The following is a 23,027-nucleotide window of genomic DNA, read 5'->3' as shown; positions in this document are numbered from 1 at the left end:
CCCAACGTTCCCCTCATTAATGGCCGAACGTTTCTAAACAGTGATACTGTACTCGATTTCATCACTGAAAGTCCAGTAACTTACTTTGGCGTAAGAGTTCCTTAAGAAAGAGCGTGAAACACGGTGTTCAGTACGACCATGTATGTGTCTTTTCATTGTTGATTGAGTAAAATAGCACTGACATGCCGCTTCGTTACGATACTTGTAGTCGTCATCATAGATGGAAAGACTGCATAAGCGGTGCAATGAAACCTGCTAATTGAACGTTACCAATGATTCGTACATTTTAAGAAGCATTGCTGTCAATAGGCTTACTGGCAGTCGAGGGCGGATTCTCTGCGAACTCGATTTAATGCCATTGTGAAGCTTAACCAGTGGTAAAAGTAAGCTCAATGTCAGTGGAATGCAGCAATTTGGCACGGCATCGTGGTGTCGACATCAGTTAGCGACCGTTCTTGGGTCGGTTACTGATGTGCGAGTCGATGAAGATCCATTCGAGAGCTGCGCAGCAGAAATCGAATTAGCTTCATCGTGAGCCACTTCGATGCCGTGCCAAATTGCGGAATGCAACGGACTTGACCATCTAAAGCGCTTGATAACTATCTTGAATCTTCTCACTCAATGCCGCCACCTGCGTTTCAAAATCTGTCAACGGAAACTGCTCCAAATATTTAGTTGCCAACAATTCCCGTGCCGTCAAAACCATATAATCTCGCATCATTTCTGCAACCTGATCCGCAGTATCGCCAATATGCCGGTCTACAAGCGCAGGTACCATTTGTCGGTCACGGTAAACAACCATCGCAATATCGACATCGGCAACAATACCTAATGTGCGACCCTGCTCATAGAACGCCGTCAGCGCCTGTTCACGCGTCAAAATTGCCCGCTCCAGTTGGTTGGCTAGTTCAGGATAGTCCGCAGCCAGGTCGGTTTGAAACCGCAATGAGATAAACGCTGATAGTTCAAACGTCTTGAGACTGATATGTTGAAACGCGCTCAAATAATTCTCCTGAGTGACCTGAGTTGGAAATTCCTCTTCCTGTAAATAGTCGACCAAATCAGACACAATTTGCGCGACGAGGTCATCAAAAGACTCAAAGTATTTATAGAAGGTCACCTTGCTGACGTGCGCGCGGGTTACGATTTTTTGTAACGTCATGTCGTGAAAGCCGGTCACGCGAATGACTGGCAATAGCCGGTGGACCATCTGTTCGCGATGATACGCCTTACTCTTTGCAATTGGCATTTAAGCTCCTTCTTTCTAAAAGTTAACTATTTTTAGTTGAAAAGTTAATTTAACTGTGCTATCTTCTTTTATATTAACTTTTAACAGCAAAAAAGTAAATATAACTGGAGGAGCTTAACAAATGACACAAACAATCGAAGCACGGTTACAACACCTCGAAGATTTAGAAGCCCTACGCGCCCTGCAAGCCCACTACGCTGACTTAGTGAATACCGGCTGGAACGGTAAGCAAACCGACCTTGACCAGTTCAGCGACGTTTTCACGGCGGACGCCTACTGGAAGAGCGCCATGATGAACGTTGACATGACTGGCCGGGACAACATCGTCAACATGCTGCAATCACAAATGGGGACGCCGGACACCATTAACATGCATAATTTCACGAGTCCCCAATTCAAGATCGACGGTGATACAGCAACTGGTGAATGGCTGCTTTGGGTGCTCGTAAAATCCGACGACAATACCAACGTTGTCTACCAAAGTGAAGATGTCAGTTACCAACGAACTGAGGATGGCTGGAAGATTGCTGGTTTAACGCTTAATTTAGCAACAATTGCCTAATTTTCTACTATATATAAAATGACATCACGCGCAAGTTTAGGACTGCGCGTGATGTCATTTTTATTATAAACATGAGGACAATGATTCGTTTTTAAAAGACTGACCAGGTAATACCAACTCAGCAGTATCCACGCTAAGTTGCTGCGTCCAAGTGATGGTCACTGCAACTGGCGCGTTTTGCTGTGGCTCAATGCCGGATAACATCACGGTGAGCCGGCCATTTTCCTCAACCGTCACCACTGCCGGTTCCCGCAATTGGGCATCACGAACCACGCAGAAGTAACGTCCAGCTGCCGGTAACTGCTGCAACGGACTGTCAGGCGTCACAACTAAGCGATTGCCGGTCACCATGAGCTGACCAGCAATTTCATAGTCATAACCTAAAAGCGCGTTGGCGGCCTTGATCTCACCGTGCCCAATCAGGTGACGAATCCGTGTCGAACTCACCTTTTCGCGCCGTTCGGTCAGTTGGTTGACCGTCACCACTTCAAACCGGCCAGCACTCAGATGATCGAGATCCGCCATCCCGTGACTGCCGCCACGACCAAACGTGTAATCGAACCCTGCGACGACGACCTGAGCGTTTAACTTTAATAGGTACTGATCGATAAATGCGGTTGGCATCAGACCGGCTAATTGGCGGTTAAAATCCGCAACGTAGAGCAAATTCACCTTATTTTCTGCCATGTGGGCCGTCTTTTGATCGAGTGTATTCAGGTACCGAAATGGGGCGTCCGGTTGAAATAATCGTGACGCGTGGCGGTTAAACGTCATCACAGCGAGCGGTAGATGGCGCTCATCCGCCAGTCGTTTCGCCGTTTGAATGACCTGCTGGTGACCCTGATGGACCCCGTCAAAGAACCCGAGTGCCAGGACAACCGGTGCCTGTTGCGATAACGTATTCAATTTTTGGGCGTTTAGCGAAATCACCTGCATGTCTGGTACCTCCTGAATGGTGTGACAATATGTATAAAAAAAGGTGCGGCACCTGACAGTGCGGCACCTTTTCTCGCTGAGTAAACAGTCATGCTCGCTCATTTTTACGGAAAGTGTTTTTCTTAAAATCGCAGTACCTTAGTCAATGAATCCGGGATGATCTAGGCTTGCGCTTGCTTTAAAAAATAACTGAATGGCTTCAGATCTTGAGCATCGTAAGTCTTGACGAATTCATCGATTTGACCTTGGTCTTGCCATGATGGGTCAATAAACATGTGTTCAGTCGTGAATGGCATCTTGTGGGTGTACTTGACGTCGATCAGAACTGGCTTATCGGTCTTCTTAGCATCTTCCAAAGCCTGCTTGAATTCAGCCTTAGTCTTAACAGTAAAGGTAACGGCACCGTATCCTTCGCCGACCTTAGCCCAGTCAGTGGCAATTAAATCAGTCCCTGATTGTGGTTGGTGACTATCATCACGTTGTTCAGCTTCAATAAAGCCTAACGTTTCGTTACTGAAGACAATGTTGACAACGTGCATGTTGTACTTCACTTGGGTCAACAATTCTTCTGATAACATGGCGAAACCACCATCACCACTCAGACTGTAAACTTCACGGTCTGGGAAGTTGGTCTTAGCTGACAATGATGCAGGAACAGCCCAGCCCATGGTTGCGTAAATTCCTGAAGTGCACCACTTTTGGTCGCCGTGCATCTTCAAAAGACGTTCGAAGTCAATGTTGACGTTACCAACATCAATGGCAAAGACGGCATTGTCTGCGGCTTCTTGGTTCAACACGTCAAAGATCGGTTCTGGACGAACTGGTGATTCAGTGCTGTCCTTGAAGCTGGCTTGCCAGTCGTCCCAGTTCTTCTTGTCTGCTAAAGCAGCGTTGTAGAAGGCTGATGCGTCGCGTGCTTCACCGGCATCAACTAAGGCAGCCAAGGCCTTCTTTGCGTCAGCTAACATCGCAACATCGGTGTGGTGACGCTTCCCAAATTTCTCTGAGTTCACATCGATCTGGATAACCTTAGCCTTCTTGTTGAACAGGAAGATACTAAATGGCACGTTGTTGCCGACCCAAATAATTAAATCAGTGCTAAACCCAATTTCAGCACCTGGCTTTGGCGCAACTCGGCCAGTTGAGCCAAGGTAGGCAGGATAGTTATCTTCAAGGATACCCTCCACTAATACGGAAGAAACAAGTGGCATCTTGAACTTTTCAGAAGCAGCTTTCAATTCTTCAGCAGCGCCCTTGGCACCAACACCAATGTAAACGCTTAAATTTATATTTTTTAACCCGTCGGTCCCATTTTTGAAAAATCGTTAAGCGGTCAATCCCGTGTGTCTGTAATGATTTAGAAGCATTTACATTCGCTGAAAAATTAATTAAACTTTTTTTGGATTTTCAGTTTTTCGATAGATATTTTCACTATAAGTTAGTGAAATTCAAGAAAATTTCGATGACATTCTGTTTTTGGATTACAGGTATGACGATTTCGGAATATCTGTCATTACAGCAACACATGCCGTGATGTGTTTAAAAACAGGATACTGTTATGGAATTCACAAGCAAATCAGGATTTTCTGTTCGTACTGTTTATTTTCTAATTCTTTTTCATAACTCGGTTACTATTTGAAAGTGTTTATGCCGGTAAAAATAGTTGAAACATCAACTGTTTTAATGAAAGACCATTGAATTATTTTATAATTATTATCAAATTATTAAATCGAATCAGCAGGCCTTGATTTGTGAATGACTAGCAAGCAAAGTCAAAGTTGTTTAATAAATTAGCAGTTTCCTTTTTTAGCATAAAAAAAGCCACCACTTTTCAGTGATGGCGCCAATTTTAATAATCTATGCTTCAAAATGTTTCCCGAGAATATCCAGACTTCGTAACTGCCCATCCATTTCGGCAACTTCAGGCAGATGACCCCAAACCTCGAAGCCGTTTTTCTTAAATAGTCCCTGACTTGGCCCGTTATGACTGAAGATAAAGGCCACGATATTTTGCAAGCCCAACGCTGATAGGTGCGAGAATACGTAATCTAACGCCTGTTGCCCCAGTCCCTGATGGCGAAATGCTTCATCAATGTAGATGCTGATTTCAGCCGTTTGGTGTAGGCAGGACGCCCGTAAAAGGATTCCAGACTGACCCAACCGGCAATTTGGTCACCATCCTTCATTACCCAAAGTGGGCGAGAATTGGGATCAAATTCAGTAAACCAGTCCTCTCGGGACGCAACCGAAATCGGCTCGAGATCAGCCGTCGCTAAACGGCTGGGAATAATTTCATTATAAATATGAACGATGGTCGGTAAATCAGCGTGTGTTGCGTACTCAAATGTCACTGTCAAAATGGCGAGCCTCCAGTTTTAATGTCCTGCTCATTTTACGATACTTGCTGAGGTCGCGCAACGTCACACCGCGGTGAGAACTTGCGAACCGCAGTCGTTGTCAAACCCGATCAGACCCGTTATGATAACCATAGAGTTTACATAAAGGAAGGCGATTCAAATGACGACTGTACTGGTAATCAAAGCAAATCCTAAACCAACTTCAGCATCACATTCCCTAACTGTCCTTGAACACTTCTTGACAAGTTACCTTCAGCTTCACACCAACGACACCGTTGTGGTCCGCGATCTGTACGCTGAAAAATTCCCAGATTTCGACCGAGATCTGGTCACGGCGCAGCGGGCCTTGTCAGCTGGAAAGACTTTCGCTGACCTGCCAGACGCGCAGCAAACACGATTGACGCAGTTTCGCCAAACGACCCAGCAGTTCATCGATGCGGATAAGGTCATTATCGCGAATCCCCTGTGGAATTTAATGATTCCTGGGAAGTTAAAGGCCTGGTTTGACACCGTTTGTGTTGAAGGCCAGACCTTTTGAAACGGTTGCGGTGGGTGAACGGCCACTCGCGCCGGGCAAGCAAGTGCTGCACATTCAAGCAGCTGGCGGCATCACGAACGGCCAAAATTTAGCAAGCCGCTACGTCAAGGATGTCATGACCTTCTTGGGCGCTGACGTCACTGCCCTTCCCGTTGAAGGCATGGACCGCTATCCCAAGCGCGCTGACAGCATTATGGCCGAAGCCTTTCGGACTGCGGACGAAATCGCAACAGTTTTTTAGTCCCGCAAAAAAACGACCAGTCATTGCCTGACTGGTCGTTTTAATTAGTTACCCTTACGTTTGTGATGCCGCACAAAGTTTTGGTGTGGAATCACGAGGTACATCCCGATGACGATCACCCCAGTCGTCAGTGCCGCATACGGCAAGAAGAACGACGCAATCGCGCCGATCACCATAATAACCAGCATGCCGCTCATTTCGCGGCCCGCCATAATGTTGGTCGGATAATCTTCATCGCTCGATGTGCCTCATGTCCCAACAGCAAAAGGAAGATCGCCCAGCCAAAAATAACCACGATGTACGCCAATTGCGGAATAAATTTCGTAGGGTACGTTGCCACCCAGGCCGTTGTGATGGGCACCAACGATACCCACAGCAGCAGTGCCATATTCACAATAAACACCCCATAGCTCACTTTATGCATGGGTTCAAAAATAAAATGATGTGTTGCCCAGAGATTCGTAATCCCGACAAACGAGATCACGTAGCTAACAATGGAATGAGTTCATTTTGAATTGCCGCCAGCGTAAAGCCTTCCGGTGTATGGAGTTCCAACACCATAATCGTCATAATAATTGCTAAAATCGCATCCGTGAACGCTTCAAGTCGCCCCTTATTCACGTTGACCACCTCCAAATGTTACCTCCATCATACCTAAGAATAGTGCTTAAGGGCAGTCATAATAATTGAACACCGCAAAAATGTTTCACATGAAACATTTCGCTTTGTTGAATAGGAAACATTTATTTGATATGCTACCTATAATGACTCATCGAAAGGAAGACAGCGTATTGAACAAACAAGCGCAATTTATGGCCAGCATGAGTTCGCTGATCGATAAGACAACCCTGCTGGAACACACGCAACTAGACGAGCAGCTCGCCGGTTACAAGCCAGCTGAGGTGCACACGATCGAATTCATCGGTAATCATCCGGACGCGAACGTAACCATCATTGCTAATGCCATGTACGTCACACGTGGCGCCGTCAGTAAAATGACACGGCGGTTGATGAAAAACGCCCTCATTGAACGTTACCAAAAGCCGGATAATAAGAAAGAAATTTATTTCAGACTCACTGCTAAGGCAAGGACGTGTACAACACGCACGCCGCCCTTAATCGCCAATTTGAGGACCGTGACGCCGCGTTGTTTACGGAAACCGACCAATCACTCGTTGATGATACACTGGCCTTTCTAGCGGCTTATAATCAGCATTTAGATGATATTATCAATCAAAAAAAGTAAAAAACGTGTCGACTACCACCTCGGTGTTCGACACGTTTTTTCTTACAAATTAGTAGTCATCATCCAGATCAGTCTCAGTCAGCCCATCATCATCCGCTAAGATCATCTGATTGCCAGCCTGCGCCCAAAGTGCAAGAGCCCGATTAAGGTCTGCGCGATGAAATACAGGATCATCAACCGTGTTTGTCAGCTCGTTAGGCGGATTTGAGCCTCGACCCGCCGTGCAGGAGGGTAAATTCCGTGCCTTTAACCCGGCAAAGCTTACCTCTTCTTTCAGCGTCAGTTCAATCGAATAACCGGCATCAATGGCATAATCATATACCACTGGCCCCTCACTGATGTCTGGATACAGATAGTTTTTCTCGGTTGGATAACTGGCAATGACGCCGTCCGTCACCCCCATTTCATCATAGGATGCGCGAACGTACTGCTTGTTATCCTGAGCTAATGGATAAAAGACATGTAAATAAGCGTTTTGCCAGCCAAAAGCTAGCTGCAACAGCACGTGCAGTTGATCATAGCGGATCGCTACCGGCACCAATAATTGGCGCCAAGTCGCCGTATCTTTGAGTTTGGCATGAATTAGAATCGCCGCGGTGGTTGCCATAGATAAGGGCCTCCTTATTGGTGAGTGACGGGGAGTTTGCCGGTTTGGTAAATTTCATCCAAATAGGCAAAATCCGTTAAAATATCGTATGGTTGGTGCGTTTCAGAGATCCATAGTGTGATGCCCTTGATCCGGCCAATAATGAAAAATTTCTCAATTTCCGTTTTGTCTGATGGCAGTTGCAGAATCATGTGCATCATGAATTCAATGAGCCCGTTGCGAAACGTTTCATCGCGGCTCTGGTACTGAAGCATTGGCAACAGCGCCTCGTTTTTCAGCGAAAATGCGGTAAACGGATGGTCATACACCGCCTGTGCATCCTCATTGAGGTCCTGGTGTTTTGCTTGTAAATAGCGTTCCAGCAGGTCATATTTATCGGTAAAGTGCGTGTAAAACGTTGAGCGGTGCATCAGCGCCTGATCGGCAATATCATTGACGGTGATCTTACTGAATAGTTTTTGCGTCATGAGTTCCTGGAATGCTGTAAAAATGAGTTTTTCGGTTCGTTCTTGTTGCCGAGTTGCCATCCTAAATCGTCCTTTCGAAGACATTTTGTTTAAAGTGTCGGTATTTTCGACATTGTTGATAACGTATAGATTGTCTATTTTTACGACGGTGTTAAACTAGCTTCATTCTAACAGAGTTTAGGATTTAAACTTGAAAGAAGGACTTAACTTGAAAACAATCGCCATTAATCAATTCGGCACTGCCGACGAATTCCACGAAATCAATCTTGACCAACCAGCACTCACGGCGGACACCGTTGCTGTCGCCATCCACGCCTTTAGTATCAACCCCATGGATATCGCTGCTCGAGCTGGCTACCTCCAGTCGCCATTTTCTGATAACTGGTCATTTCCGTTAGTCTTAGGCTGGGACTTTTCCGGCATCATTACTGAGGTTGGCCAGAATGTGACCCAATATCACGCAGGTGACCACGTTTTTGGCACCTTGGCGAGTGACCATCCGGTAACGCGGGCAGTTACGCCGAGGCAACGGTCGTGGATCCAGCTGCCATTACCAAGATTCCTGCCGGGATGTCATTTGACCAGGCGGCCGCACTGCCAATTGCCGCGGAGACTGCTACCAGGCCATCGTCCAGAATTTAAAGGTTCAATCAAACGACACGGTACTCGTTCAGGGCGGTGCTGGGGGTGTTGGTCTGTTTGCGGTGCAGATTGCGAAGGCGTTGGGTGCAAAAGTCATCACCACTGCCAGTCCAGCGCATACTGAACTGTTACAGAAACTTGGCATCGATCAGATCATCGACTACCACACGACAGCGGTGGCGGATGTCGTTTCAACTGTGGACGCTGTGTTTTGATACTGCTGGCGACATTGCGGGCGGCCTGGCCGTGCTTAAATCAGGCGGAAAACTTGTCACCGTCGCTGGTCAACCCACCCCGGAACAGCTTGCACTGCCCGACAAGAGCGTCAGTTTCCAATTTTCGCATACAGATACCGCTTTGATGGCTGGGTTAAGCGACCTCTTTACCAAGGGTCAATTAGATATTGAACTGCAGACGATGCCGTTCACTGCCGCTAGCGTGATCAAAGCGCATCAAAAGATTGAGGGCCATCACACAACTGAGAAACTCGTGATTCACGTTGCTGACTAACTGCTGAGTAATAGTCGTGGACGCACGACGCTAGTTTTTCGTATAATGGCCTCAAATAAGACACATGTCCTGCCTAAGGAGGCCAAACGATGACAAAAATGGTGTTTATCAACCTACCAGTAACCAACCTGCCAAACGCAATCGCATTTTACACCGCCCTCGGGTTCAAGCAAAATGAAGCATTCTCAAACGAAAAATCCGCCGCGATGATTTGGAGCGACGACATCTGGTTCATGTTGCTGACCCACGACTTCTACGCCCAATTCTTGCAGAACCAAACGATTGCGGACACGCAAACAACAAGCGGCGCAATGATTGCGTTGAGTCTGGATAGTGTAACAGACGTGAAACGCTTTGCGGAAACGGCAAAGAAAAACGGTGGCAGTTACTACCACGTTGATATGGGCATTCCGGAAGACCAGATGTATGAGCTGGAAGTGAAGGATCTGGATGGGAATGTGGTGTCGGTGGATTGGTTAGAGTAAGAGCGTGGAACAAAACGGTAAGGGGCAGAATGTAAGGGACTTTGGTGGAAAATCCCGGGCTTGGATTTTTTGCCGAAGTCCCTTACATGGCCGCCCCTTGTTTTGTGTATCGCGTTTCCACTACGTTGCCAAGAAGGAACTCAAAACCAACCAAAAAGCTCAGGCAACCGAAGCACAAAGCCTCGGCAACCTGAGTTTTTCCATCCCCAAATCCCCAACATCAACCCAACCCCCGCACCCCATCCCGCACCGAACCCAGACAACATTCTAAGAGAAAAATAAATATTTTAATCAATTTGCCATTTACTTTTCATTTTTCATCTGGTATAGTCAACCTATTCTAAAAATTCGAGGTCAAACACCATGCGAAAAACTACCGCTATCATCAACGTGAATGTAGTCGTCATTGCCCAAGACATTATTGTCATTTAGTCTGCGGGTCATTTGATGATGCCCGCAAGCAACGGGCAGCGATGGTTTAGGCCAGGAGCTGTTAATTCAGCCCTGGCCTTTTTTAGTCAAAACGGAGGTGACGCTCATCGTCAGTGACACATAGTCCCAGGATTTGGCAACACCCACATAGTCTCATCACACATATTGCAATTTTTCACATCAAATTCTAAGAAACGGAAGTGACGCAATGGAAACTCAACCAAACGCACTATCAGCAACACCCACGAAAACGATCGAACGGGACCCGGTGAAGACTGTTATTTTAGCCTCAATGATTGGAACCGCCATTGAATTTTTCGACTTTTACGCTTACGGCACCGCAGCCGCTACATATTTTCCAAAGGTGTTCTTCCCAGAAGTGACCCCCACCATCGCTATGATTCTGAGTCTATTGACCTTCGGGGTGGCCTTCGTTGCTCGCCCACTGGGGTCACTGATTTTCGGCCACTTTGGTGACAAGTTAGGCCGGAAACGCACATTGGTTGTTTCATTACTTATCATGGGTGTGTCAACCGTTCTAATTGGGGTATTACCAGGATTCGCAAAACTTGGAATGGCGTCGATCGCCCTCCTCTGCCTCTGCCGGTTCATCCAAGGAATCGGCCTTGGCGGCGAGTGGTCTGGCGCCGTTCTGGTGGCCACCGAAAACGCCCCCAAGAACAAGCGGGCGCTGTTTGGTGCCTTTCCTGAACTCGGCGCACCAATCGGCTTCTTCCTTTGTAACGGCCTCTACTACATCCTCGAATCCAATCTGACTGCGTCTCAGATGCAAGCCTTTGGCTGGCGGATTCCATTCCTAGCCTCAGCTGTACTCGTTATCGTGGGGCTGTGGATCCGGCGACGGATGTCAGAAACCCCGCTATACCGGATGGCTCAAGAACAAGATAACGTGACAAAAGCACCACTTGCTAAGGTCTTCAAAGAAAACTGGCGTCAAGTTCTGCAAGGCACTTTGACGATGTCCGTTTCTTACACATTTTTCTTCCTGCTTTCAACCTGGTCACTCAGTTACGCCACCACCGCGTTAGGCTTCGCCAATAAGGAGTGGCTGTTGATGCTGATGGGGTCGATCGTGGCCTTCGCTGCAATGATCCTCTATTCTTCTTTGATGGCAGATAAATTTGGCCGGAAGAAGGTCCTGTTACTCGGCACCATCTTGATTGCCGCCTTTGCGATGATCTTCCCATTTTTATTAAACGGCAACCACAACGTTGCTGGCGGGTTGTTCTTCTTGATTGTCGGCTTCCTCGCAATGGGTGTCGTTTACGGCCCCGTTGCCGCACTGTTGCCTGAACTATTCCCAACCAGCACCCGGTACTCTGGTGCCGGCATCGCCTACAACGCTTCAGCCATTGTTGGCGCAGCCTTTGCGCCAACGTTAGCATCCTGGTTAGTTGATCAATGGGGCATCCACGCCGTTGGCTTCTACCTGGCAATCATGGCCATCGTGGCATTCTTAGCCTTGTTAACGACTAAGGAAACTAAGGAGATCGATTATACGAAGTAACCATGACATCCAAAAAGCACTCACAGCCGTGCAATCGGCCATGAGTGCTTTTTTAGTGGTTATTCAAATGAATCCCCATAAGACGTTGGTATTGGTCAACATCCCTTGGATTGTGAATCGGCACCATGAACCGGCTGGTGAATTTTGCGAGTCGTCCCTGTTTATACACAGACTTCGGATTGCTGAACGCTTCAAAACCTAATTTACCGCCTTTGTATCGGCCCATACCTGAGTAACCGACACCACCAAAGCCCATTTCATGTGACCCAGCGTGAAAGAATAACTCATTGATATCCACACCGCCAGATGACGTTTGACTGAGAATCTGGTCGATTTGCCGCTGATTCTGACCGAAAATGTACAAGGCCAGTGATTTTTCATGCGTATTAATCAACGAGATGGCTTCATCGAGCGTCTCGTATGAAAAAATCGACAAAACAGGGCCAAACATTTCTTCTTGGGCAACGCGAAGTTTGGGATCCGGATTAATAGCTAACGTAAAGGGCATCAATCGAGCTTGTGCATCCGGCATCTCTTCACGATTAGGATTGATGGTAATCAGCGTCGTCCCTGCCCGTTTTGCCTCATCCGGTTACCAGCCGCAATTGCCTCCACAGCTGGGTCCAATGCTAGATCAATTGGCGCATTGAAGGGTGACATAATCCCAACAACACCCAGCGGTTCATTTAAAATAAATTGGCGAGTGCCCGTTAACGCCATCATCCCAATTGGTTTCTTATCTGGCTTCATCCACCGTTGCAGATGTTTTTTCACATAAGCAATGGTACCAATTGGGCCGCTAATATCTGCGCCTAGGATCTGCATTGGATCTCGTTGACCAAAATCAGTTTGTAAGGCTGCAACTAATTCATTGACGTTTTCTTTAATCATGCGATCAATTTTATCTAGGGAGGCGATGCGCTCCTCGTATGCCATCGGTTGGGCGCGTGAATAACTTTCACGTTGACGTTTAAATGATTGGTTCAATTCTGTTAAAGTTGTCATTTTTAAAAGTCTCCTTTTTAATCGAATGTTCGATTATTTTAAGTTTAAAAAAATATCTGTTCAGATATTTTATAGTGCATTAGTGTTGTTGCATGGCATTCAGACACATGGTCACGACTTGGTCGATCGTCGTTGCATCAGCATCTAATTGTCGCCGCTTTATCGCTTGAAGATACATCACAACTGGGGCATAACCAAATGATAACAGGACTAACGGGTCAACCGCCTGAAACGTCCCCGACGGCGCTTGTTTAACGCGTGCAAATAACGGTTCAAAGCCCGCAAACGACTCTGCTTCACTAACCGCCAAATGTGCTAGGAGTGGTGAGTGGTTAAACTGGTCAATGATCATCAAAGCGTCATAGTGCGTTTGACCAAAATCATAAACTGCGGTCATAAAAGCACGCACGTACGCAACCGCATCAGAGATGTTCTGGTCAACATGCTCGGCCAAATAATCTGCAAGGCCCTGCTTGTTTGCTAAGTAAACCTGTTTTAAAACATCTTCCTTATCCGCAAAGTACACATAGATGGTCGATGATGAGATGCCGCTCGCTTTTGCAATTCGCGACATCGACACGTTTGAAATGCCCTCTTCCAAAATAATATGGCCGACCTGATCAATAATTGTTTTTGCCTTGGCTGTATCTTTTTCTCGCATTGCTAAGCTCCTTTTAATAAATCGAACGTTCGATTAAGATAATAATCGATTCCGCTTTTTTTGTCAACAGGAAAAACTTAACCCCACCAAGAATGATTCCGTTGGCAGTTAAATACTGCTCTCTCCTTAGATTCAAGTGAAAAAGCCACCCCCGCAAACGACGGTCATGACCTCAATATCATCTATCTACTAAAAAACGGTCTTTAATAAACCAACTTCCCAAAAAGAGAAGCGTCACTAATAACGTGGTTTTAAAAGCAGTTACGAAATTAACGATCAAAAGTAAACCTGCGCCGGCAATTATGCATATACATAATATTTCAAAAATTTTATCCATATCTCTATTCTATATCCTCTCAAACAATTCCAAAGGGCCAGTCTTGAGTACTGACCTTTGCACTACTATTTACCATCACGCTGTCGCGCCTGCAGCTGCGCGTTCATACTATCAGCAGTCAGTCGCGTCTGAACGTACCAGCCGAGCCAAACAATGAAGTATACAGCCAGAAAAATGAGACCAAATCGCAACCAAGTGCCGGTCGACAAGAAGTGCCAGTGCATCACTGCATTTACTGCCACTACCAGGACAAATGTGGCCACAAAGTGAATACTGAGTTGCTGAATAAATGACAGCCGGTCGCCATCAAATAACCGCGATAACAACCCGATCAATCCTGACAAAACGAAGAGCGCAACGATATTAACGGGCGTCACCGAAAACACGTGGACCCCGGTCATCATGACTAATAGATACATCGTCGCCCCAACCATAATGCCGTACATCGCGTAGACAATTAACGTTTTTATTGCTTTCATTTTAGCCACCTCACATGCCAATGCTGCGTTTCAGATCGGGTAAAAACTTACGGCTGACCGTGAGTTTTAGACCGTTCGTCATTTTTGCCGTCATGTTGCCAGAAAATTCAGCTTCTAATGCTGTTAAATAATCAATATTGAGGACGACACTTCGCCCAACTTGAACAAAAACGGGATTTTGCAGTCGCGCAAGCATCGTTTTCAGCTGACCGTTAATCTGATAGATCTTATTGACGGTTTGCACGGTCAATCGCTCACCGGTTACTTCCAGCGCGATGATGTCAGCCGTTGCTAAAATAATGACCTGGTCAGCGACTGTGATCGGGAGTACCGCGGGGCGGACGCCTAACTGGTTCAGGCGATTGAGCAGCTGGGTAACATCTGGCGATAACGTTGCAGCACGCACGACCACTTCGATCTCATCTTGTGGCACTGCGGCAGTTATTTCAAAGGTGACTTTCATCAGTGGTGGCGCCTCTTTTCGGTTTGATAATCGCTCAGTTATGCTTCTGAGCAGCCCGGTACGCAGCCCAGGTCGGCTGATGAGCGGTTAACGCAGCGACCGCCTGATCAAAATGCGTCTGCTGGGTTGCCGCCTGTTTTGGTGAGTAAACGTAGCGCGCCCACCCGCGTTGATAACCCGGCGTCAGCTCAGAAAAATAACTGGCAGCTGCAGGTTCACCACTCAGTCGTTGTGCGAGGTCTTGCACCCGATCTGCGTAGTCACCGACGCGTTGACTGGTCGTTTGGCGTCGCGGCGCCGCTGATAGCAGCGCAGGTCAATCATCGTAAAGTCAGCATTAAAACTGCGCATGCGAGAAAATTTCAAACCCGTGGCCCCAATTTCCCCAGTCGTGTGATTAATGGCCAAAAATGAAAAGAGTGCATCCCGATGAATCCCCTGGTACTGTTTACTGGCAAGTTTAGGATACAGCAGGTAGACGACGCCATACGCCGCCAGCTGTTTATCGGCGGCCACCTGGTTAATGTGGGCCTTCATCTCAGGCAAACTTAACGCAAAGACTACCCGCAGATCAGTCGCCGTCGAGAGCGGTTCTACAATCAGGCCATCGACCAATACACTAAGTGACGCTGGAACGTGATCAAGACTAATATGCCGATATTTTGTGAACCCAAGTTTTTCTAAATTTTCCATGAGCTGACCCTCGTTTCACCCAATGAGTTGACTATATGCGCACCATGACTTGTTTACGACTCCGACGCATCAATAGCAAGGCGACAATGACGAAGCCGACTAAGAATGCCAGCATAACGCCATATACTGAAGTTAATGATAATACTGAACCCAACTTAAGTCGAACCCCAAACGCCGTCTCAAAGGCGGCTTTTTGGCCTGCTCGGGCGCCACTAAACTTATCGTTAAGTGCCGTCTTCATTAATAGTTGTCTGTACAGTGCGGCATTGTATGGTGCTGGCGTGATCTTCATCAACGTTTGCGCAGCTTTTGGTACCGATTCAATTGGAATGTAAACTCCCGCAAAGAACCCTGAAGCTGTGCCAATGATGGTACCCAGTTTGCCCAGTGTATCCACCTTTTTGACAAAGCTCAAACATAGCAGACTAAACGCCGTCCAGATCAAACTGCTGAAACCGGCGATGCCAATTAATTGCGGTGTTAGCTTCCAGGGGATCGTAATTCCATCCACGGCTGCAAAATAAGCGTACATCACACCCGCCATGATGATCTGCATGATCCAGCCAACGATAAACGCACTGACAAGGTAGGCAGTTTGTAGTTGCCAATAGGCGAGTTTCGTCATCAAAAAGTCAGCGAGTGTGCCCCGTTCCCGGTCTTGAATCATTTGGCTGAGCGCACTTAGCGTTGTTGTCACGGCTGTCACCGTGAGCGTCCCACCAATGACCCAGGGATCAAGCACCGCCGATTTACCAGTAAACGGTAAGGCACTCGCCATGTTCTGCTTTAGGAAAACAATGTAGAGCACAAATGAGATCAGTGCCCCTAGCAGTGAAAAGAATAAGTTGCTGCCGTTGGTGAAAAAGAGCTGTAAATTCCGCTTAATAAAGGCTGTCATCTTAACGGATCTCCTTTCCTGTTAGTGCCAAAAAGATTGTGTTCATATCACCTTCGTGGCTGTCAAACTGTTGAATGTACTGCCGATTCTTAACCAGGACATCGATACTCGTCTGAGCGTCAGCCACCGTTAAGGTCACCTTTTCTTGCGCCTGTTTGGCTGATAACCGTCCTGCTGCAGATTAGCCAGCAACGTTTCAGGCTGGTCAGAAATCAGTGTCATTTCGACTTGCGCATACTCGTGTTTCAGATGGCTCACTGAATCTGCAGCAATGACCTCACCGTGGTCGATGACGTAAACAAAATCAGCCGCCTCGGCTTCCTCCAGGTAGTGGGTCGTTAAGATCACCGTCATCTGCAATTCTTTGCGCAGCTGATGAATCACTTGCCAGATCACCGTTCGAGTCTGGATGTCCAATCCCGTTGACGGTTCATCCAAAATTAAAATCTTTGGTCGATGAATCATTGCCCGGGAAATATCTACCCGCCGGCGCTGACCACCCGACAATGTGCCATAGCGCTGATTCAATAACGGCGTTAGACCAAGGTCGTTTTCCAAACGGTCCAACCACGCCTTATCCACATTGGGATACATTGCCGCTCGTAGTTTTAAGTTCTGGTGGACCGTGAGATTATCATCCAGTACCCCGTACTGAAAAACGACCCCGATCTGTTGCCGATACGCAATATCTGTGGGCGTCAATGTGCCCAATTTGATTTGGCCGCTCGTGGGCTGCGTCAGCCCCGTCAACATCCCAACTGTGGTTGACTTACCGGCGCATTTGGCCCCAAAAATGCAATGAATTTCCCAGATGGAATCTGCATATCCAAATGGTTGACCGCAACCTTCGTTTTAAACGTCTTGGTCAGATCCTGAATGCTTAATTCTGACATAGTGTTCATCCCCCGATTCATACTTGATGACCTAAGCATAGTGCTTTCGGCCTAAATTGTCTCAGTTGAACCAACGAGTGGTTGAAATTGGGGCTAAGTGGTCGGATGATGGCAATTAATTAATTATTACCCGGGAAATTTGACCTTTTTTTAAAACAATGCGCTAGCCAGAAACGTATGTATGAGTAGCTGCACAAATCACTGTTTTAAGGAGCGCTCATATGTCAAAAGACTACATCGTTAAAGCCTACCAGACCACCAGAAACGCAAACACCGAATCACTCACTGAGACCCGCTACCGCGTTTTTGACCTCGACGGCAACATGGTCGACGATGCCCAGGGTTACGGCTACAAATCGGCTCGAAACGCCACGTGGCTACCACTACACCCGCCACCCTGACAAGATTCGCGCCAACAAGAAACTCAAACAGCGTGTCCATCGCTGGTGTGACCAACATGCTGATATTGACGCTATCATTTATGTCTACCTGTTTGACACGCTCAAGAACGATGAGACCCTCTCTGCCGTCGAGGAAAAAGCCCTATTTGAAGGCCTCACAGAGAACTTACCAGCTGTGCCGTTTTCCGCCGCCGACTACTTTAAATACCGGCAATGATAACCCGGGCAATGATGTGTATTTCACACTGTCAATACGCGTTCTGTGCTACAGTATCGATAATGACCCTATAAGGAGACCACCATGACGCAAACACTCAAACAACAGCGCACAAAGCTGGATATCGTGACAACCATGAACACCCTGTTGAAAACGACCCCCTCCAAATTACCATTGGCACCATTTGTAAGACCGCAATGATCCATCACTCAACCTTTTACCGCTACTTCGACGATAAATACGCCTTGCTTGGTGAGGTGCTTATGCTGATCTGCAAGCCGGTTCAGGCCGACCTCAACCAGGGGGTGGATTTTATGACAGCAATCAGTCGCGTCATGACCGCCAACCAAGCGCAATTACGGAACATGACCAGCCAAAATAAAAGTACCACCGTATACACCGACCTCACCAAAATTCTAGCAGACAACCTTAAAACGGCAATCATCAGCGACACAACTCACCCGTTGATCACCCAATTACGCCGCGCCAGCCAACCTGAATTTCTCGCCTATGCTTACGCTGGAATGCTGGTAGGCATTATCCAAAAATGGAATGAGGATCCGCAAACCACAACGCTTGAAACCTTTAGTGGGAGCTTCAAACACGATATGACCGCCCTGCTTCAAACGTTTTAATCCGCAAGATTCGTTAAAATGGCCGATTTTGGGAAAGATTCGCATTTCTTGCGATTGTGACACGCTGTCATTTTCAGTACAGTAGCTGAAAAAGGAGTGGCACAATGAAAACAATAATCGTAACCGGCGCTTCATCCGGCGTTGGTCAAGCAGCAGTCACACAGTTTAGCCGACAGGGCTTCAACGTCTTTGGTCTGGCCCGCCACGCAACGCAGCAACCGCAATTACCCAATGTCCACATGATCGACGTCGATCTCACCGATGCTGAACAAGTCAAATCAGCGGTTGCACAAATTTTAACGCTGACGGACCACATCGACGTTTTAGCAAATATTGCTGGAACAGCCGTTAATGGTGCTATCGAACAGGTGCCCATTACCGAAGCAAAACAAACTTTCGACGTGAATGTCTTCGGCACACTCACCCTCATTCAGCAGACATTGCCCACTATGCGCCGTCAGGGCCACGGACGGATCATCACGGTATCTTCAATGGTCAACCAAGTCGTCCAGCCGTTTTTCGCTGGTACGCTGCGACTAAGGCAGCGCTTGACGTTTTATCAGATGATCTACGAGCCGAAGTGCAACAATTTGGCATCCAAGTCAGCGTGTTGCAGCCAGGCGGTATTGAAACGCCGATGGCTCGCAGAGTGACGCCTTCTTAAAATATGGCACCCACGCCTACGCCAGATTAGCCGCCAAAGTGCACCAAGCAATGACGACTACGGCGACGAAGAACCTCACGCCAGAACAAGTAGCCACACTAATTTACCAGGTCGCCACGACGCGTAAGCCGCAATATTACTACCCCGTTGGCTACGGTGCTCGAGTGGCCGTCATTGCTAACCGGTTGTTGCCGAAACGACTCTTAACGAAGATTGCGTTGGGAGGTTTTAAATCATCAAAGGCTGTAAAAGGAGGTGCCGCTAATGTCCTCAACCAGTGAGCCAAGTTTCCAAAAAATCCTTACCGGCCGTCACGCCATTCACGATTTTGACCCAACCGTCAAAATCGATCGTCAAGAACTCACGCAAATGATTACTGAGGCAACACTTGCACCCTCTGCCCTTAATGTGCAGCCGTGGCGCATCGTGGTGATTGATTCGCCCGCGATGAAGCTAAGATCAAGCCCCTCATGCCAAACGATGTGCACCAAAACGAGACTGCCTCGGCACTAATTGTCTTCTTCGCTGACCTCCAGGCCGCTGACAACGCCCAATTCATTTTTGATCAAACAAAGGCTGCGGGTCTCCTGCCCGCTGGTGTCGACGAACGCTACGTCACCATGATTCAGACGATCTACCAGCAGATGTCAGCAGCAGATCTGCGCAATTCATTCACCTTGGACACCGCCCTGCCAGCCATGCAATTCATGCTGGTCGCCCGCGCCCACGGGTTTGAAACCGGACCAATGACCGGCTTTGACCATGAGAAAATCGGTTCAGTGCTGGGGATGGCCCCCGAAAGATATGTGCCAATCATCATGTTAGCCGTTGGAAAGGCGGCCAGCGCCCCGACTGAATCCGTTCGGTTACCAGTTACAAAGATTTTGAGCTTTCGGTGATTAAACTCAGACGAGACAGTTTGTTAATCTCGAAATAGTTATAACGACAAAAAGAAACTGGAAATCATAAGATTTTCAGTTTCTTTTTAGTGAATTAATCTAGTTATTTTCAGCAGCGATTGCCTTATTAACAGCAGTCTCTTCCGCCTGAATCAATGAAACCCGGCTCGTGATCACCTTAATATCCATGGTGATCTCACGCGTCAGCCCTGGGGTTGGCAGCTTCGGTTCAAAGAACGTCTTAAATTCAGCCAACCGTTCCGGTGTCCGGAAAATACCGGTAATAACGGTAATGTAGGTCGTGAACTCCATGTCACCGCCAACCGTCTTTTCCAGCCACTGCCACTCGTTACGGATCCAGTCCCAGGCAGCCTGTTCGCCCTTTTCGTTGGTGAGAACGCCACGGAACCAGCCACGCAGATCTTGTGGCTTAATGGTGTCGGCATCTTCAAACTGGCCGATCAGTTTCGTGATCAGCGCAGCATCCGGCGTCCCCGTCAAGGCCCCACGAATGTCGCTCTTATAGCTGGCATCCGCCGTTGCCCGGTACGCAGCCAACAGCTTGTCAAACAACGCTTCGTTGCCGAAGTGCTTGATCTCGTTTGCCAAAATAAAGCCCCGGGTGTCAGCCGGCAGTTCAGCTAGCTTGTCCGCATTTGCCGTAAACAGCGCGTGCGCGTCCGCAATGGCGGTCTGATTCTGCGCGTACAAGGCTGCGCTCAACACATATGGCCGCGTTAACTGGTCATCGTTTGACTCGCCCGCCTTCGCCGTCCAGCCTAACCGCGCCACCTGATCAGCACTCAGTTTATTGAAGAATGCCTGCAGTTGTTTTTCCTCGGCAGATTCTGGTGAAACGAACTTCCTCAGATTGCTTGCGACTTGATAGAGCGCCGTCGTTACAACGGCACGTTCACTCGCCGCAAACTGAGGCAGTAATGGTACCACATCGGCGTAGGAAATTTGACGGCCCTCAGCTAATAGCCGCTGATCTTGAAGAATCTGCAGCTGCGAAATGGCATCCAGCGCCCCAGCATCCTTCAAAATGTCGTTTAACAGGGTCTCATCATACTTCACGATAAAGTGTGAGTCGTTGCCAACGTTAACTCGGAATGGCTTGCCATTAGTCCTACGCAACTCAGCGTAATCGCCAACCGTCACAGTTTGGTCTTTAAAGATCTCCGGCGCAGCGTCATAGTTACTGTTTAACGGAATCTGCCATAGCCGGCCCTTATCCTGACCATCACCCACAAAGAATTGTTGCTGAGACAAGGTCAGCTGGCCATTCTTAACAGCTGCGGTGACTACGGGATAACCCGGTTGTTCCAGCCAGGAGTTCATGATCGCCCCAACGTCTAACCCGGACGCATCGCCTAGGGCAGCCCAGAGGTCAGCCCCCGTTGCGTTGCCGTATTGGTGCGCAGCAAAGTAAGCCTTTAAGCCCTTACGCAGCGCATCGTCGCCAAGCAGTGCCCGAACCATGACCAGCATCCGCGCGCCCTTGGCGTACACAATGGCACCGTCAAACAAGGAGTCGATTTCCGCTGGGTCCTCGACCTGCACATGCACGGACTGCACGCCATCCGTTGCATCCCGGTTCAACGCCATTGGGGCTTCGGAAGTTTGGAACAGTTCCAGATGTGCCAGTCAGGTTCGATGGCATCCACGGCAACGTATTCCATCATGTTAGCGAAGGATTCATTAAGCCACAGGTCGTCCCACCACTTCATCGTCACAAGGTCACCGAACCACTGGTGGGCAAGTTCGTGAGCAATCACGGTCGCAACCAATTGCTTCATTTCAAGCGAGGTGTTATCCGGATCAAGCGTCAGATAGGCTTCACGGTAGGTCACTAACCCCCAGTTTTCCATGGCACCGGCTGAGAAATCAGGCAGTGCAAGTTGCCAGGAATGCGGTAGCGGATATGGTGTTTGATAAAAGTCTTCGTAAAACTCAATTGACCGTTTTGCGATATCGAGTGCGAAATCCAACTCTTTTGTTGGTGCGCCTTGGTGGCAAACACGCCGACTTCAACACCGGATTTCGTCTTCGTGATCTTGGATTGCAGGTCACCAAACGCAAAGGCGATCAGGTAAGTCGACATCCGAACCGTCGTCTCAAAGTAGTGCACACCGTTTTCTTCGTGGTCTTCCGGCATGTTGGCGATAATCGTTTCACCAGGCTGCTCGTCAAACTTAATCGCGAGGTCGAACGTGGCCTTGGCCTCCGGTTCATCCACGGATGGAAAGGCCTGACGCGCAAAGGTCGTTTCAAATTGGGTCCCGATGATCTGCTTCTTTTCACCATTCACTTCATAGTATGACGGGTAAATGCCCATCATGGAATCGGTCAATGGCGCTGTGTAATCGATGGCCAGTGTCGTTTCGCCTGGTTGCGCCAGCGTAATGTGGATGGCCTCATTTTCATTATCGGTGGTAAAGGTAACAGGCTTACCATCAGCAGTCACACTGTTAATGGTCATGAATTTTTGGTGAATCAGCACATTGGCTTCTTTAGCGTCACCAGTAATGGTGGACGTCCCAGAAATCAGCTTGGTTGCTCGGTTCACATCAATGTAAAGATTGTAATGCGATGGTTGAAATGTTTCATAAAAGTGTTTTAACGCTGTCATAATGGACCCCCTTGAGAGTATTGGCTTTATTATACAACAGAGTGTTTAACAAATGATTCATGACGACTACAAAAAGCCCCGCTTTTCAACGAAGCGGGGCTTTATTCGTCATCATTCTGATTCAGGTGAGAAGGCCGTTACATTCCACTCACGTTGAGCATCGTTTTGACCAACAGATAAATATCACAATGGCGTTAAACCGAGTTTGCGGAGAATCCGCCCTCGACTGCTAGTAAGGGCACTGACAGCAATGCTTCATACTCTGATTCGTCTAGTCGTAATTAATGACTAACTCAATAGGAAACACTACTACAATGGTTGCCATCAGAAGTCATTAACTACTTTCGTAA

30 protein-coding genes and 6 pseudogenes are annotated in these 23,027 nt (G+C 47.8%); 16 read left to right on the top strand and 20 right to left on the bottom strand.

Translation table 11 applies throughout. The features are described from left to right. Positions 1 to 583: 583 nt before the first annotated feature. Positions 584 to 1,249: a TetR/AcrR family transcriptional regulator gene (locus JCM11969_RS03535; RefSeq protein ID WP_054708318.1), complete on the bottom strand. Its 666-nt coding sequence runs from the start codon at positions 1,247 to 1,249 to the stop codon at positions 584 to 586. 121 nt (positions 1,250 to 1,370) lie between these two features. Between JCM11969_RS03535 and JCM11969_RS03530 the strand changes: the two genes are divergently transcribed. After that, positions 1,371 to 1,811 carry a nuclear transport factor 2 family protein gene (locus tag JCM11969_RS03530; protein WP_054708316.1) on the top strand — a complete coding sequence of 147 codons (441 nt, stop codon included), beginning with the start codon at positions 1,371 to 1,373 and terminating at the stop codon, positions 1,809 to 1,811. Positions 1,812 to 1,874: 63 nt separating this feature from the next. Here the strand turns inward: JCM11969_RS03530 and JCM11969_RS03525 are convergent, their stop codons facing one another. The 3 genes and pseudogenes from JCM11969_RS03525 to JCM11969_RS03515 all read right to left on the bottom strand — a co-directional run bounded on the left by JCM11969_RS03525 (position 1,875) and on the right by JCM11969_RS03515 (position 5,104). Beyond that, complete coding sequence (locus JCM11969_RS03525) at positions 1,875 to 2,747, bottom strand: FAD synthetase family protein (RefSeq protein WP_054708314.1); 873 nt, start codon at positions 2,745 to 2,747, stop codon at positions 1,875 to 1,877. A 161-nt stretch (positions 2,748 to 2,908) separates the two neighbouring features. Beyond that, positions 2,909 to 4,024: pseudogene (locus tag JCM11969_RS03520) on the bottom strand (thiamine pyrophosphate-dependent enzyme); the annotation flags it as partial. 580 nt (positions 4,025 to 4,604) lie between these two features. Continuing rightward, positions 4,605 to 5,104 (bottom strand): annotated as a pseudogene (locus tag JCM11969_RS03515) (GNAT family N-acetyltransferase). A 160-nt stretch (positions 5,105 to 5,264) separates the two neighbouring features. Here JCM11969_RS03515 and JCM11969_RS03510 point away from each other — a divergent pair. Beyond that, on the top strand, positions 5,265 to 5,642 hold the full coding sequence (locus JCM11969_RS03510; RefSeq protein ID WP_054708313.1) for an NAD(P)H-dependent oxidoreductase: 378 nt from the start codon (positions 5,265 to 5,267) through the stop codon (positions 5,640 to 5,642). Beyond that, positions 5,623 to 5,883, top strand: a complete 261-nt coding sequence (locus JCM11969_RS03505; protein ID WP_054708310.1) for an NADPH-dependent FMN reductase family protein — start codon at positions 5,623 to 5,625, stop codon at positions 5,881 to 5,883. The genes JCM11969_RS03510 and JCM11969_RS03505 overlap by 20 nt, the downstream gene beginning before the upstream one ends. Positions 5,884 to 5,927: 44 nt before the next feature. On the opposite strand, the gene JCM11969_RS17545 is transcribed toward JCM11969_RS03505, so the two are convergent. The 4 genes and pseudogenes from JCM11969_RS17545 to JCM11969_RS19620 form a co-directional block, all read right to left on the bottom strand. Further along, positions 5,928 to 6,080 carry a hypothetical protein gene (locus JCM11969_RS17545; protein ID WP_156319241.1) on the bottom strand — a complete coding sequence of 51 codons (153 nt, stop codon included), beginning with the start codon at positions 6,078 to 6,080 and terminating at the stop codon, positions 5,928 to 5,930. Next, positions 6,077 to 6,277: a hypothetical protein gene (locus JCM11969_RS19625; protein WP_263849997.1), complete on the bottom strand. Its 201-nt coding sequence runs from the start codon at positions 6,275 to 6,277 to the stop codon at positions 6,077 to 6,079. The genes JCM11969_RS17545 and JCM11969_RS19625 overlap by 4 nt, the downstream gene beginning before the upstream one ends. 21 nt (positions 6,278 to 6,298) lie before the next feature. After that, a pseudogene (locus tag JCM11969_RS20260) lies at positions 6,299 to 6,367 on the bottom strand (hypothetical protein); the annotation flags it as partial. Then, positions 6,364 to 6,504, bottom strand: coding sequence for a TMEM175 family protein (locus JCM11969_RS19620; RefSeq protein ID WP_082409167.1), 141 nt, complete (start codon positions 6,502 to 6,504; stop codon positions 6,364 to 6,366). The pseudogene JCM11969_RS20260 and the gene JCM11969_RS19620, both read right to left, overlap by 4 nt. Before the next feature lie 170 nt (positions 6,505 to 6,674). Between JCM11969_RS19620 and JCM11969_RS03495 the strand changes: the two genes are divergently transcribed. Then, the gene (locus JCM11969_RS03495; protein WP_225353112.1) at positions 6,675 to 7,082 is read left to right on the top strand and encodes a MarR family transcriptional regulator; all 408 of its coding nucleotides are present in this window, start codon (positions 6,675 to 6,677) and stop codon (positions 7,080 to 7,082) included. A gap of 96 nt (positions 7,083 to 7,178) precedes the next feature. Here the strand turns inward: JCM11969_RS03495 and JCM11969_RS03490 are convergent, their stop codons facing one another. Both JCM11969_RS03490 and JCM11969_RS03485 read right to left on the bottom strand, forming a co-directional pair. Beyond that, the gene (locus JCM11969_RS03490; RefSeq protein WP_054708304.1) at positions 7,179 to 7,736 is read right to left on the bottom strand and encodes an IS1096 element passenger TnpR family protein; all 558 of its coding nucleotides are present in this window, start codon (positions 7,734 to 7,736) and stop codon (positions 7,179 to 7,181) included. 14 nt (positions 7,737 to 7,750) lie between these two features. Beyond that, entirely contained in the window at positions 7,751 to 8,263 is a 513-nt protein-coding gene (locus JCM11969_RS03485; protein ID WP_054708301.1) for a TetR/AcrR family transcriptional regulator, read from the bottom strand. Positions 8,264 to 8,411: 148 nt separating this feature from the next. Here JCM11969_RS03485 and JCM11969_RS18625 point away from each other — a divergent pair, with 148 nt between their 5' ends. The 5 genes from JCM11969_RS18625 to JCM11969_RS03470 all read left to right on the top strand — a co-directional run bounded on the left by JCM11969_RS18625 (position 8,412) and on the right by JCM11969_RS03470 (position 11,800). Further along, positions 8,412 to 8,969, top strand: a complete 558-nt coding sequence (locus JCM11969_RS18625) for an alcohol dehydrogenase catalytic domain-containing protein (protein ID WP_225353111.1) — start codon at positions 8,412 to 8,414, stop codon at positions 8,967 to 8,969. Continuing rightward, complete coding sequence (locus tag JCM11969_RS18620; RefSeq protein WP_263849996.1) at positions 8,908 to 9,060, top strand: zinc-binding dehydrogenase; 153 nt, start codon at positions 8,908 to 8,910, stop codon at positions 9,058 to 9,060. The genes JCM11969_RS18625 and JCM11969_RS18620 overlap by 62 nt, the downstream gene beginning before the upstream one ends. After that, positions 9,029 to 9,355 carry a zinc-binding dehydrogenase gene (locus JCM11969_RS18615; protein ID WP_225353110.1) on the top strand — a complete coding sequence of 109 codons (327 nt, stop codon included), beginning with the start codon at positions 9,029 to 9,031 and terminating at the stop codon, positions 9,353 to 9,355. Before JCM11969_RS18620 ends, JCM11969_RS18615 begins: the two co-directional genes overlap by 32 nt. A gap of 89 nt (positions 9,356 to 9,444) precedes the next feature. Next, positions 9,445 to 9,840 carry a VOC family protein gene (locus JCM11969_RS03475; RefSeq protein WP_054708298.1) on the top strand — a complete coding sequence of 132 codons (396 nt, stop codon included), beginning with the start codon at positions 9,445 to 9,447 and terminating at the stop codon, positions 9,838 to 9,840. Positions 9,841 to 10,480: 640 nt separating this feature from the next. Further along, complete coding sequence (locus JCM11969_RS03470) at positions 10,481 to 11,800, top strand: MFS transporter (RefSeq protein ID WP_054708295.1); 1,320 nt, start codon at positions 10,481 to 10,483, stop codon at positions 11,798 to 11,800. 52 nt (positions 11,801 to 11,852) lie between these two features. Here JCM11969_RS03470 and JCM11969_RS18610 read toward each other — a convergent pair whose 3' ends face one another. The 9 genes and pseudogenes from JCM11969_RS18610 to JCM11969_RS03425 form a co-directional block, all read right to left on the bottom strand. Beyond that, positions 11,853 to 12,332 (bottom strand): aldehyde dehydrogenase family protein, encoded by a 480-nt coding sequence (locus JCM11969_RS18610; RefSeq protein ID WP_056987007.1) that lies wholly within the window; start codon positions 12,330 to 12,332, stop codon positions 11,853 to 11,855. A 26-nt stretch (positions 12,333 to 12,358) separates the two neighbouring features. Further along, the gene (locus JCM11969_RS18605; RefSeq protein ID WP_054708288.1) at positions 12,359 to 12,805 is read right to left on the bottom strand and encodes an aldehyde dehydrogenase family protein; all 447 of its coding nucleotides are present in this window, start codon (positions 12,803 to 12,805) and stop codon (positions 12,359 to 12,361) included. A 79-nt stretch (positions 12,806 to 12,884) separates the two neighbouring features. Then, complete coding sequence (locus JCM11969_RS03455; protein ID WP_054708287.1) at positions 12,885 to 13,466, bottom strand: TetR/AcrR family transcriptional regulator; 582 nt, start codon at positions 13,464 to 13,466, stop codon at positions 12,885 to 12,887. A gap of 402 nt (positions 13,467 to 13,868) precedes the next feature. Continuing rightward, positions 13,869 to 14,282 (bottom strand): DUF3021 domain-containing protein, encoded by a 414-nt coding sequence (locus JCM11969_RS03450; protein WP_054708284.1) that lies wholly within the window; start codon positions 14,280 to 14,282, stop codon positions 13,869 to 13,871. A gap of 10 nt (positions 14,283 to 14,292) precedes the next feature. Further along, a complete protein-coding gene (locus JCM11969_RS03445; RefSeq protein WP_054708281.1) occupies positions 14,293 to 14,745 on the bottom strand; it encodes a LytTR family DNA-binding domain-containing protein in 453 nt (150 codons plus the stop codon). Positions 14,746 to 14,779: 34 nt separating this feature from the next. Continuing rightward, complete coding sequence (locus tag JCM11969_RS03440) at positions 14,780 to 14,992, bottom strand: YdeI/OmpD-associated family protein (RefSeq protein ID WP_054708278.1); 213 nt, start codon at positions 14,990 to 14,992, stop codon at positions 14,780 to 14,782. Further along, positions 14,968 to 15,438 (bottom strand): hypothetical protein, encoded by a 471-nt coding sequence (locus tag JCM11969_RS03435; RefSeq protein ID WP_054708275.1) that lies wholly within the window; start codon positions 15,436 to 15,438, stop codon positions 14,968 to 14,970. Before JCM11969_RS03435 ends, JCM11969_RS03440 begins: the two co-directional genes overlap by 25 nt. 31 nt (positions 15,439 to 15,469) lie before the next feature. Next, entirely contained in the window at positions 15,470 to 16,336 is an 867-nt protein-coding gene (locus JCM11969_RS03430) for an ABC transporter permease (RefSeq protein ID WP_065901791.1), read from the bottom strand. A 1-nt stretch (position 16,337) separates the two neighbouring features. Then, positions 16,338 to 17,229 (bottom strand): annotated as a pseudogene (locus JCM11969_RS03425) (ABC transporter ATP-binding protein). A 221-nt stretch (positions 17,230 to 17,450) separates the two neighbouring features. On the opposite strand from JCM11969_RS03425, the gene JCM11969_RS18030 reads away from it, so the two are divergent. From JCM11969_RS18030 to JCM11969_RS03400, 7 genes and pseudogenes are all read left to right on the top strand, one after another. Next, the gene (locus JCM11969_RS18030) at positions 17,451 to 17,630 is read left to right on the top strand and encodes a hypothetical protein (protein ID WP_162231447.1); all 180 of its coding nucleotides are present in this window, start codon (positions 17,451 to 17,453) and stop codon (positions 17,628 to 17,630) included. Beyond that, positions 17,563 to 17,847 carry a hypothetical protein gene (locus JCM11969_RS03420; RefSeq protein ID WP_054708272.1) on the top strand — a complete coding sequence of 95 codons (285 nt, stop codon included), beginning with the start codon at positions 17,563 to 17,565 and terminating at the stop codon, positions 17,845 to 17,847. Before JCM11969_RS18030 ends, JCM11969_RS03420 begins: the two co-directional genes overlap by 68 nt. 197 nt (positions 17,848 to 18,044) lie before the next feature. After that, positions 18,045 to 18,482: a TetR/AcrR family transcriptional regulator gene (locus JCM11969_RS03415; RefSeq protein ID WP_054708269.1), complete on the top strand. Its 438-nt coding sequence runs from the start codon at positions 18,045 to 18,047 to the stop codon at positions 18,480 to 18,482. A 104-nt stretch (positions 18,483 to 18,586) separates the two neighbouring features. Further along, positions 18,587 to 19,146: pseudogene (locus JCM11969_RS03410) on the top strand (SDR family NAD(P)-dependent oxidoreductase). Between the two features lie 50 nt (positions 19,147 to 19,196). Then, positions 19,197 to 19,427, top strand: a complete 231-nt coding sequence (locus JCM11969_RS03405) for a hypothetical protein (RefSeq protein WP_054708263.1) — start codon at positions 19,197 to 19,199, stop codon at positions 19,425 to 19,427. Further along, entirely contained in the window at positions 19,411 to 19,659 is a 249-nt protein-coding gene (locus JCM11969_RS20255; protein ID WP_082409157.1) for a nitroreductase family protein, read from the top strand. Before JCM11969_RS03405 ends, JCM11969_RS20255 begins: the two co-directional genes overlap by 17 nt. Beyond that, positions 19,617 to 20,045 carry a nitroreductase family protein gene (locus JCM11969_RS03400; RefSeq protein WP_054708260.1) on the top strand — a complete coding sequence of 143 codons (429 nt, stop codon included), beginning with the start codon at positions 19,617 to 19,619 and terminating at the stop codon, positions 20,043 to 20,045. Before JCM11969_RS20255 ends, JCM11969_RS03400 begins: the two co-directional genes overlap by 43 nt. 99 nt (positions 20,046 to 20,144) lie before the next feature. Here JCM11969_RS03400 and JCM11969_RS03395 read toward each other — a convergent pair. Beyond that, positions 20,145 to 22,677: pseudogene (locus tag JCM11969_RS03395) on the bottom strand (M1 family metallopeptidase). Positions 22,678 to 23,027: the final 350 nt, after the last annotated feature.

Origin of the sequence: Secundilactobacillus paracollinoides DSM 15502 = JCM 11969 (assembly GCF_001311135.1) — a bacterium.
Classification (GTDB): Bacteria; Bacillota; Bacilli; order Lactobacillales; family Lactobacillaceae; genus Secundilactobacillus; species Secundilactobacillus paracollinoides.
The sequence above is the reverse complement of the archived record's forward strand: the minus strand, read 5'-3'. Positions and strand labels throughout refer to the sequence as shown.

Excerpts from the sequence above, each read along its gene's own strand:
- JCM11969_RS17545 (WP_156319241.1), bottom strand. The coding sequence starts at position 6,080 with ATGAGCGGCATGCTGGTTATTATGGTGATCGGCGCGATTGCGTCGTTC.
- JCM11969_RS03430 (WP_065901791.1), bottom strand. The coding sequence starts at position 16,336 with ATGACAGCCTTTATTAAGCGGAATTTACAGCTCTTTTTCACCAACGGC.
- JCM11969_RS03420 (WP_054708272.1), top strand. The coding sequence starts at position 17,563 with ATGCCCAGGGTTACGGCTACAAATCGGCTCGAAACGCCACGTGGCTAC.
- JCM11969_RS03530 (WP_054708316.1), top strand. The coding sequence starts at position 1,371 with ATGACACAAACAATCGAAGCACGGTTACAACACCTCGAAGATTTAGAA.
- JCM11969_RS18030 (WP_162231447.1), top strand. The coding sequence starts at position 17,451 with ATGTCAAAAGACTACATCGTTAAAGCCTACCAGACCACCAGAAACGCA.
- JCM11969_RS03510 (WP_054708313.1), top strand. The coding sequence starts at position 5,265 with ATGACGACTGTACTGGTAATCAAAGCAAATCCTAAACCAACTTCAGCA.
- JCM11969_RS03400 (WP_054708260.1), top strand. The coding sequence starts at position 19,617 with ATGCCAAACGATGTGCACCAAAACGAGACTGCCTCGGCACTAATTGTC.
- JCM11969_RS03490 (WP_054708304.1), bottom strand. The coding sequence starts at position 7,736 with ATGGCAACCACCGCGGCGATTCTAATTCATGCCAAACTCAAAGATACG.
- JCM11969_RS03525 (WP_054708314.1), bottom strand. The coding sequence starts at position 2,747 with ATGCAGGTGATTTCGCTAAACGCCCAAAAATTGAATACGTTATCGCAA.
- JCM11969_RS03475 (WP_054708298.1), top strand. The coding sequence starts at position 9,445 with ATGACAAAAATGGTGTTTATCAACCTACCAGTAACCAACCTGCCAAAC.
- JCM11969_RS03445 (WP_054708281.1), bottom strand. The coding sequence starts at position 14,745 with ATGAAAGTCACCTTTGAAATAACTGCCGCAGTGCCACAAGATGAGATC.
- JCM11969_RS03535 (WP_054708318.1), bottom strand. The coding sequence starts at position 1,249 with ATGCCAATTGCAAAGAGTAAGGCGTATCATCGCGAACAGATGGTCCAC.
- JCM11969_RS18610 (WP_056987007.1), bottom strand. The coding sequence starts at position 12,332 with ATGCCGGATGCACAAGCTCGATTGATGCCCTTTACGTTAGCTATTAAT.
- JCM11969_RS20255 (WP_082409157.1), top strand. The coding sequence starts at position 19,411 with ATGTCCTCAACCAGTGAGCCAAGTTTCCAAAAAATCCTTACCGGCCGT.
- JCM11969_RS03470 (WP_054708295.1), top strand. The coding sequence starts at position 10,481 with ATGGAAACTCAACCAAACGCACTATCAGCAACACCCACGAAAACGATC.
- JCM11969_RS03455 (WP_054708287.1), bottom strand. The coding sequence starts at position 13,466 with ATGCGAGAAAAAGATACAGCCAAGGCAAAAACAATTATTGATCAGGTC.
- JCM11969_RS18615 (WP_225353110.1), top strand. The coding sequence starts at position 9,029 with ATGTCGTTTCAACTGTGGACGCTGTGTTTTGATACTGCTGGCGACATT.
- JCM11969_RS03435 (WP_054708275.1), bottom strand. The coding sequence starts at position 15,438 with ATGGAAAATTTAGAAAAACTTGGGTTCACAAAATATCGGCATATTAGT.
- JCM11969_RS03485 (WP_054708301.1), bottom strand. The coding sequence starts at position 8,263 with ATGGCAACTCGGCAACAAGAACGAACCGAAAAACTCATTTTTACAGCA.
- JCM11969_RS03405 (WP_054708263.1), top strand. The coding sequence starts at position 19,197 with ATGACGACTACGGCGACGAAGAACCTCACGCCAGAACAAGTAGCCACA.
- JCM11969_RS03450 (WP_054708284.1), bottom strand. The coding sequence starts at position 14,282 with ATGAAAGCAATAAAAACGTTAATTGTCTACGCGATGTACGGCATTATG.
- JCM11969_RS18605 (WP_054708288.1), bottom strand. The coding sequence starts at position 12,805 with ATGACAACTTTAACAGAATTGAACCAATCATTTAAACGTCAACGTGAA.
- JCM11969_RS03415 (WP_054708269.1), top strand. The coding sequence starts at position 18,045 with ATGATCCATCACTCAACCTTTTACCGCTACTTCGACGATAAATACGCC.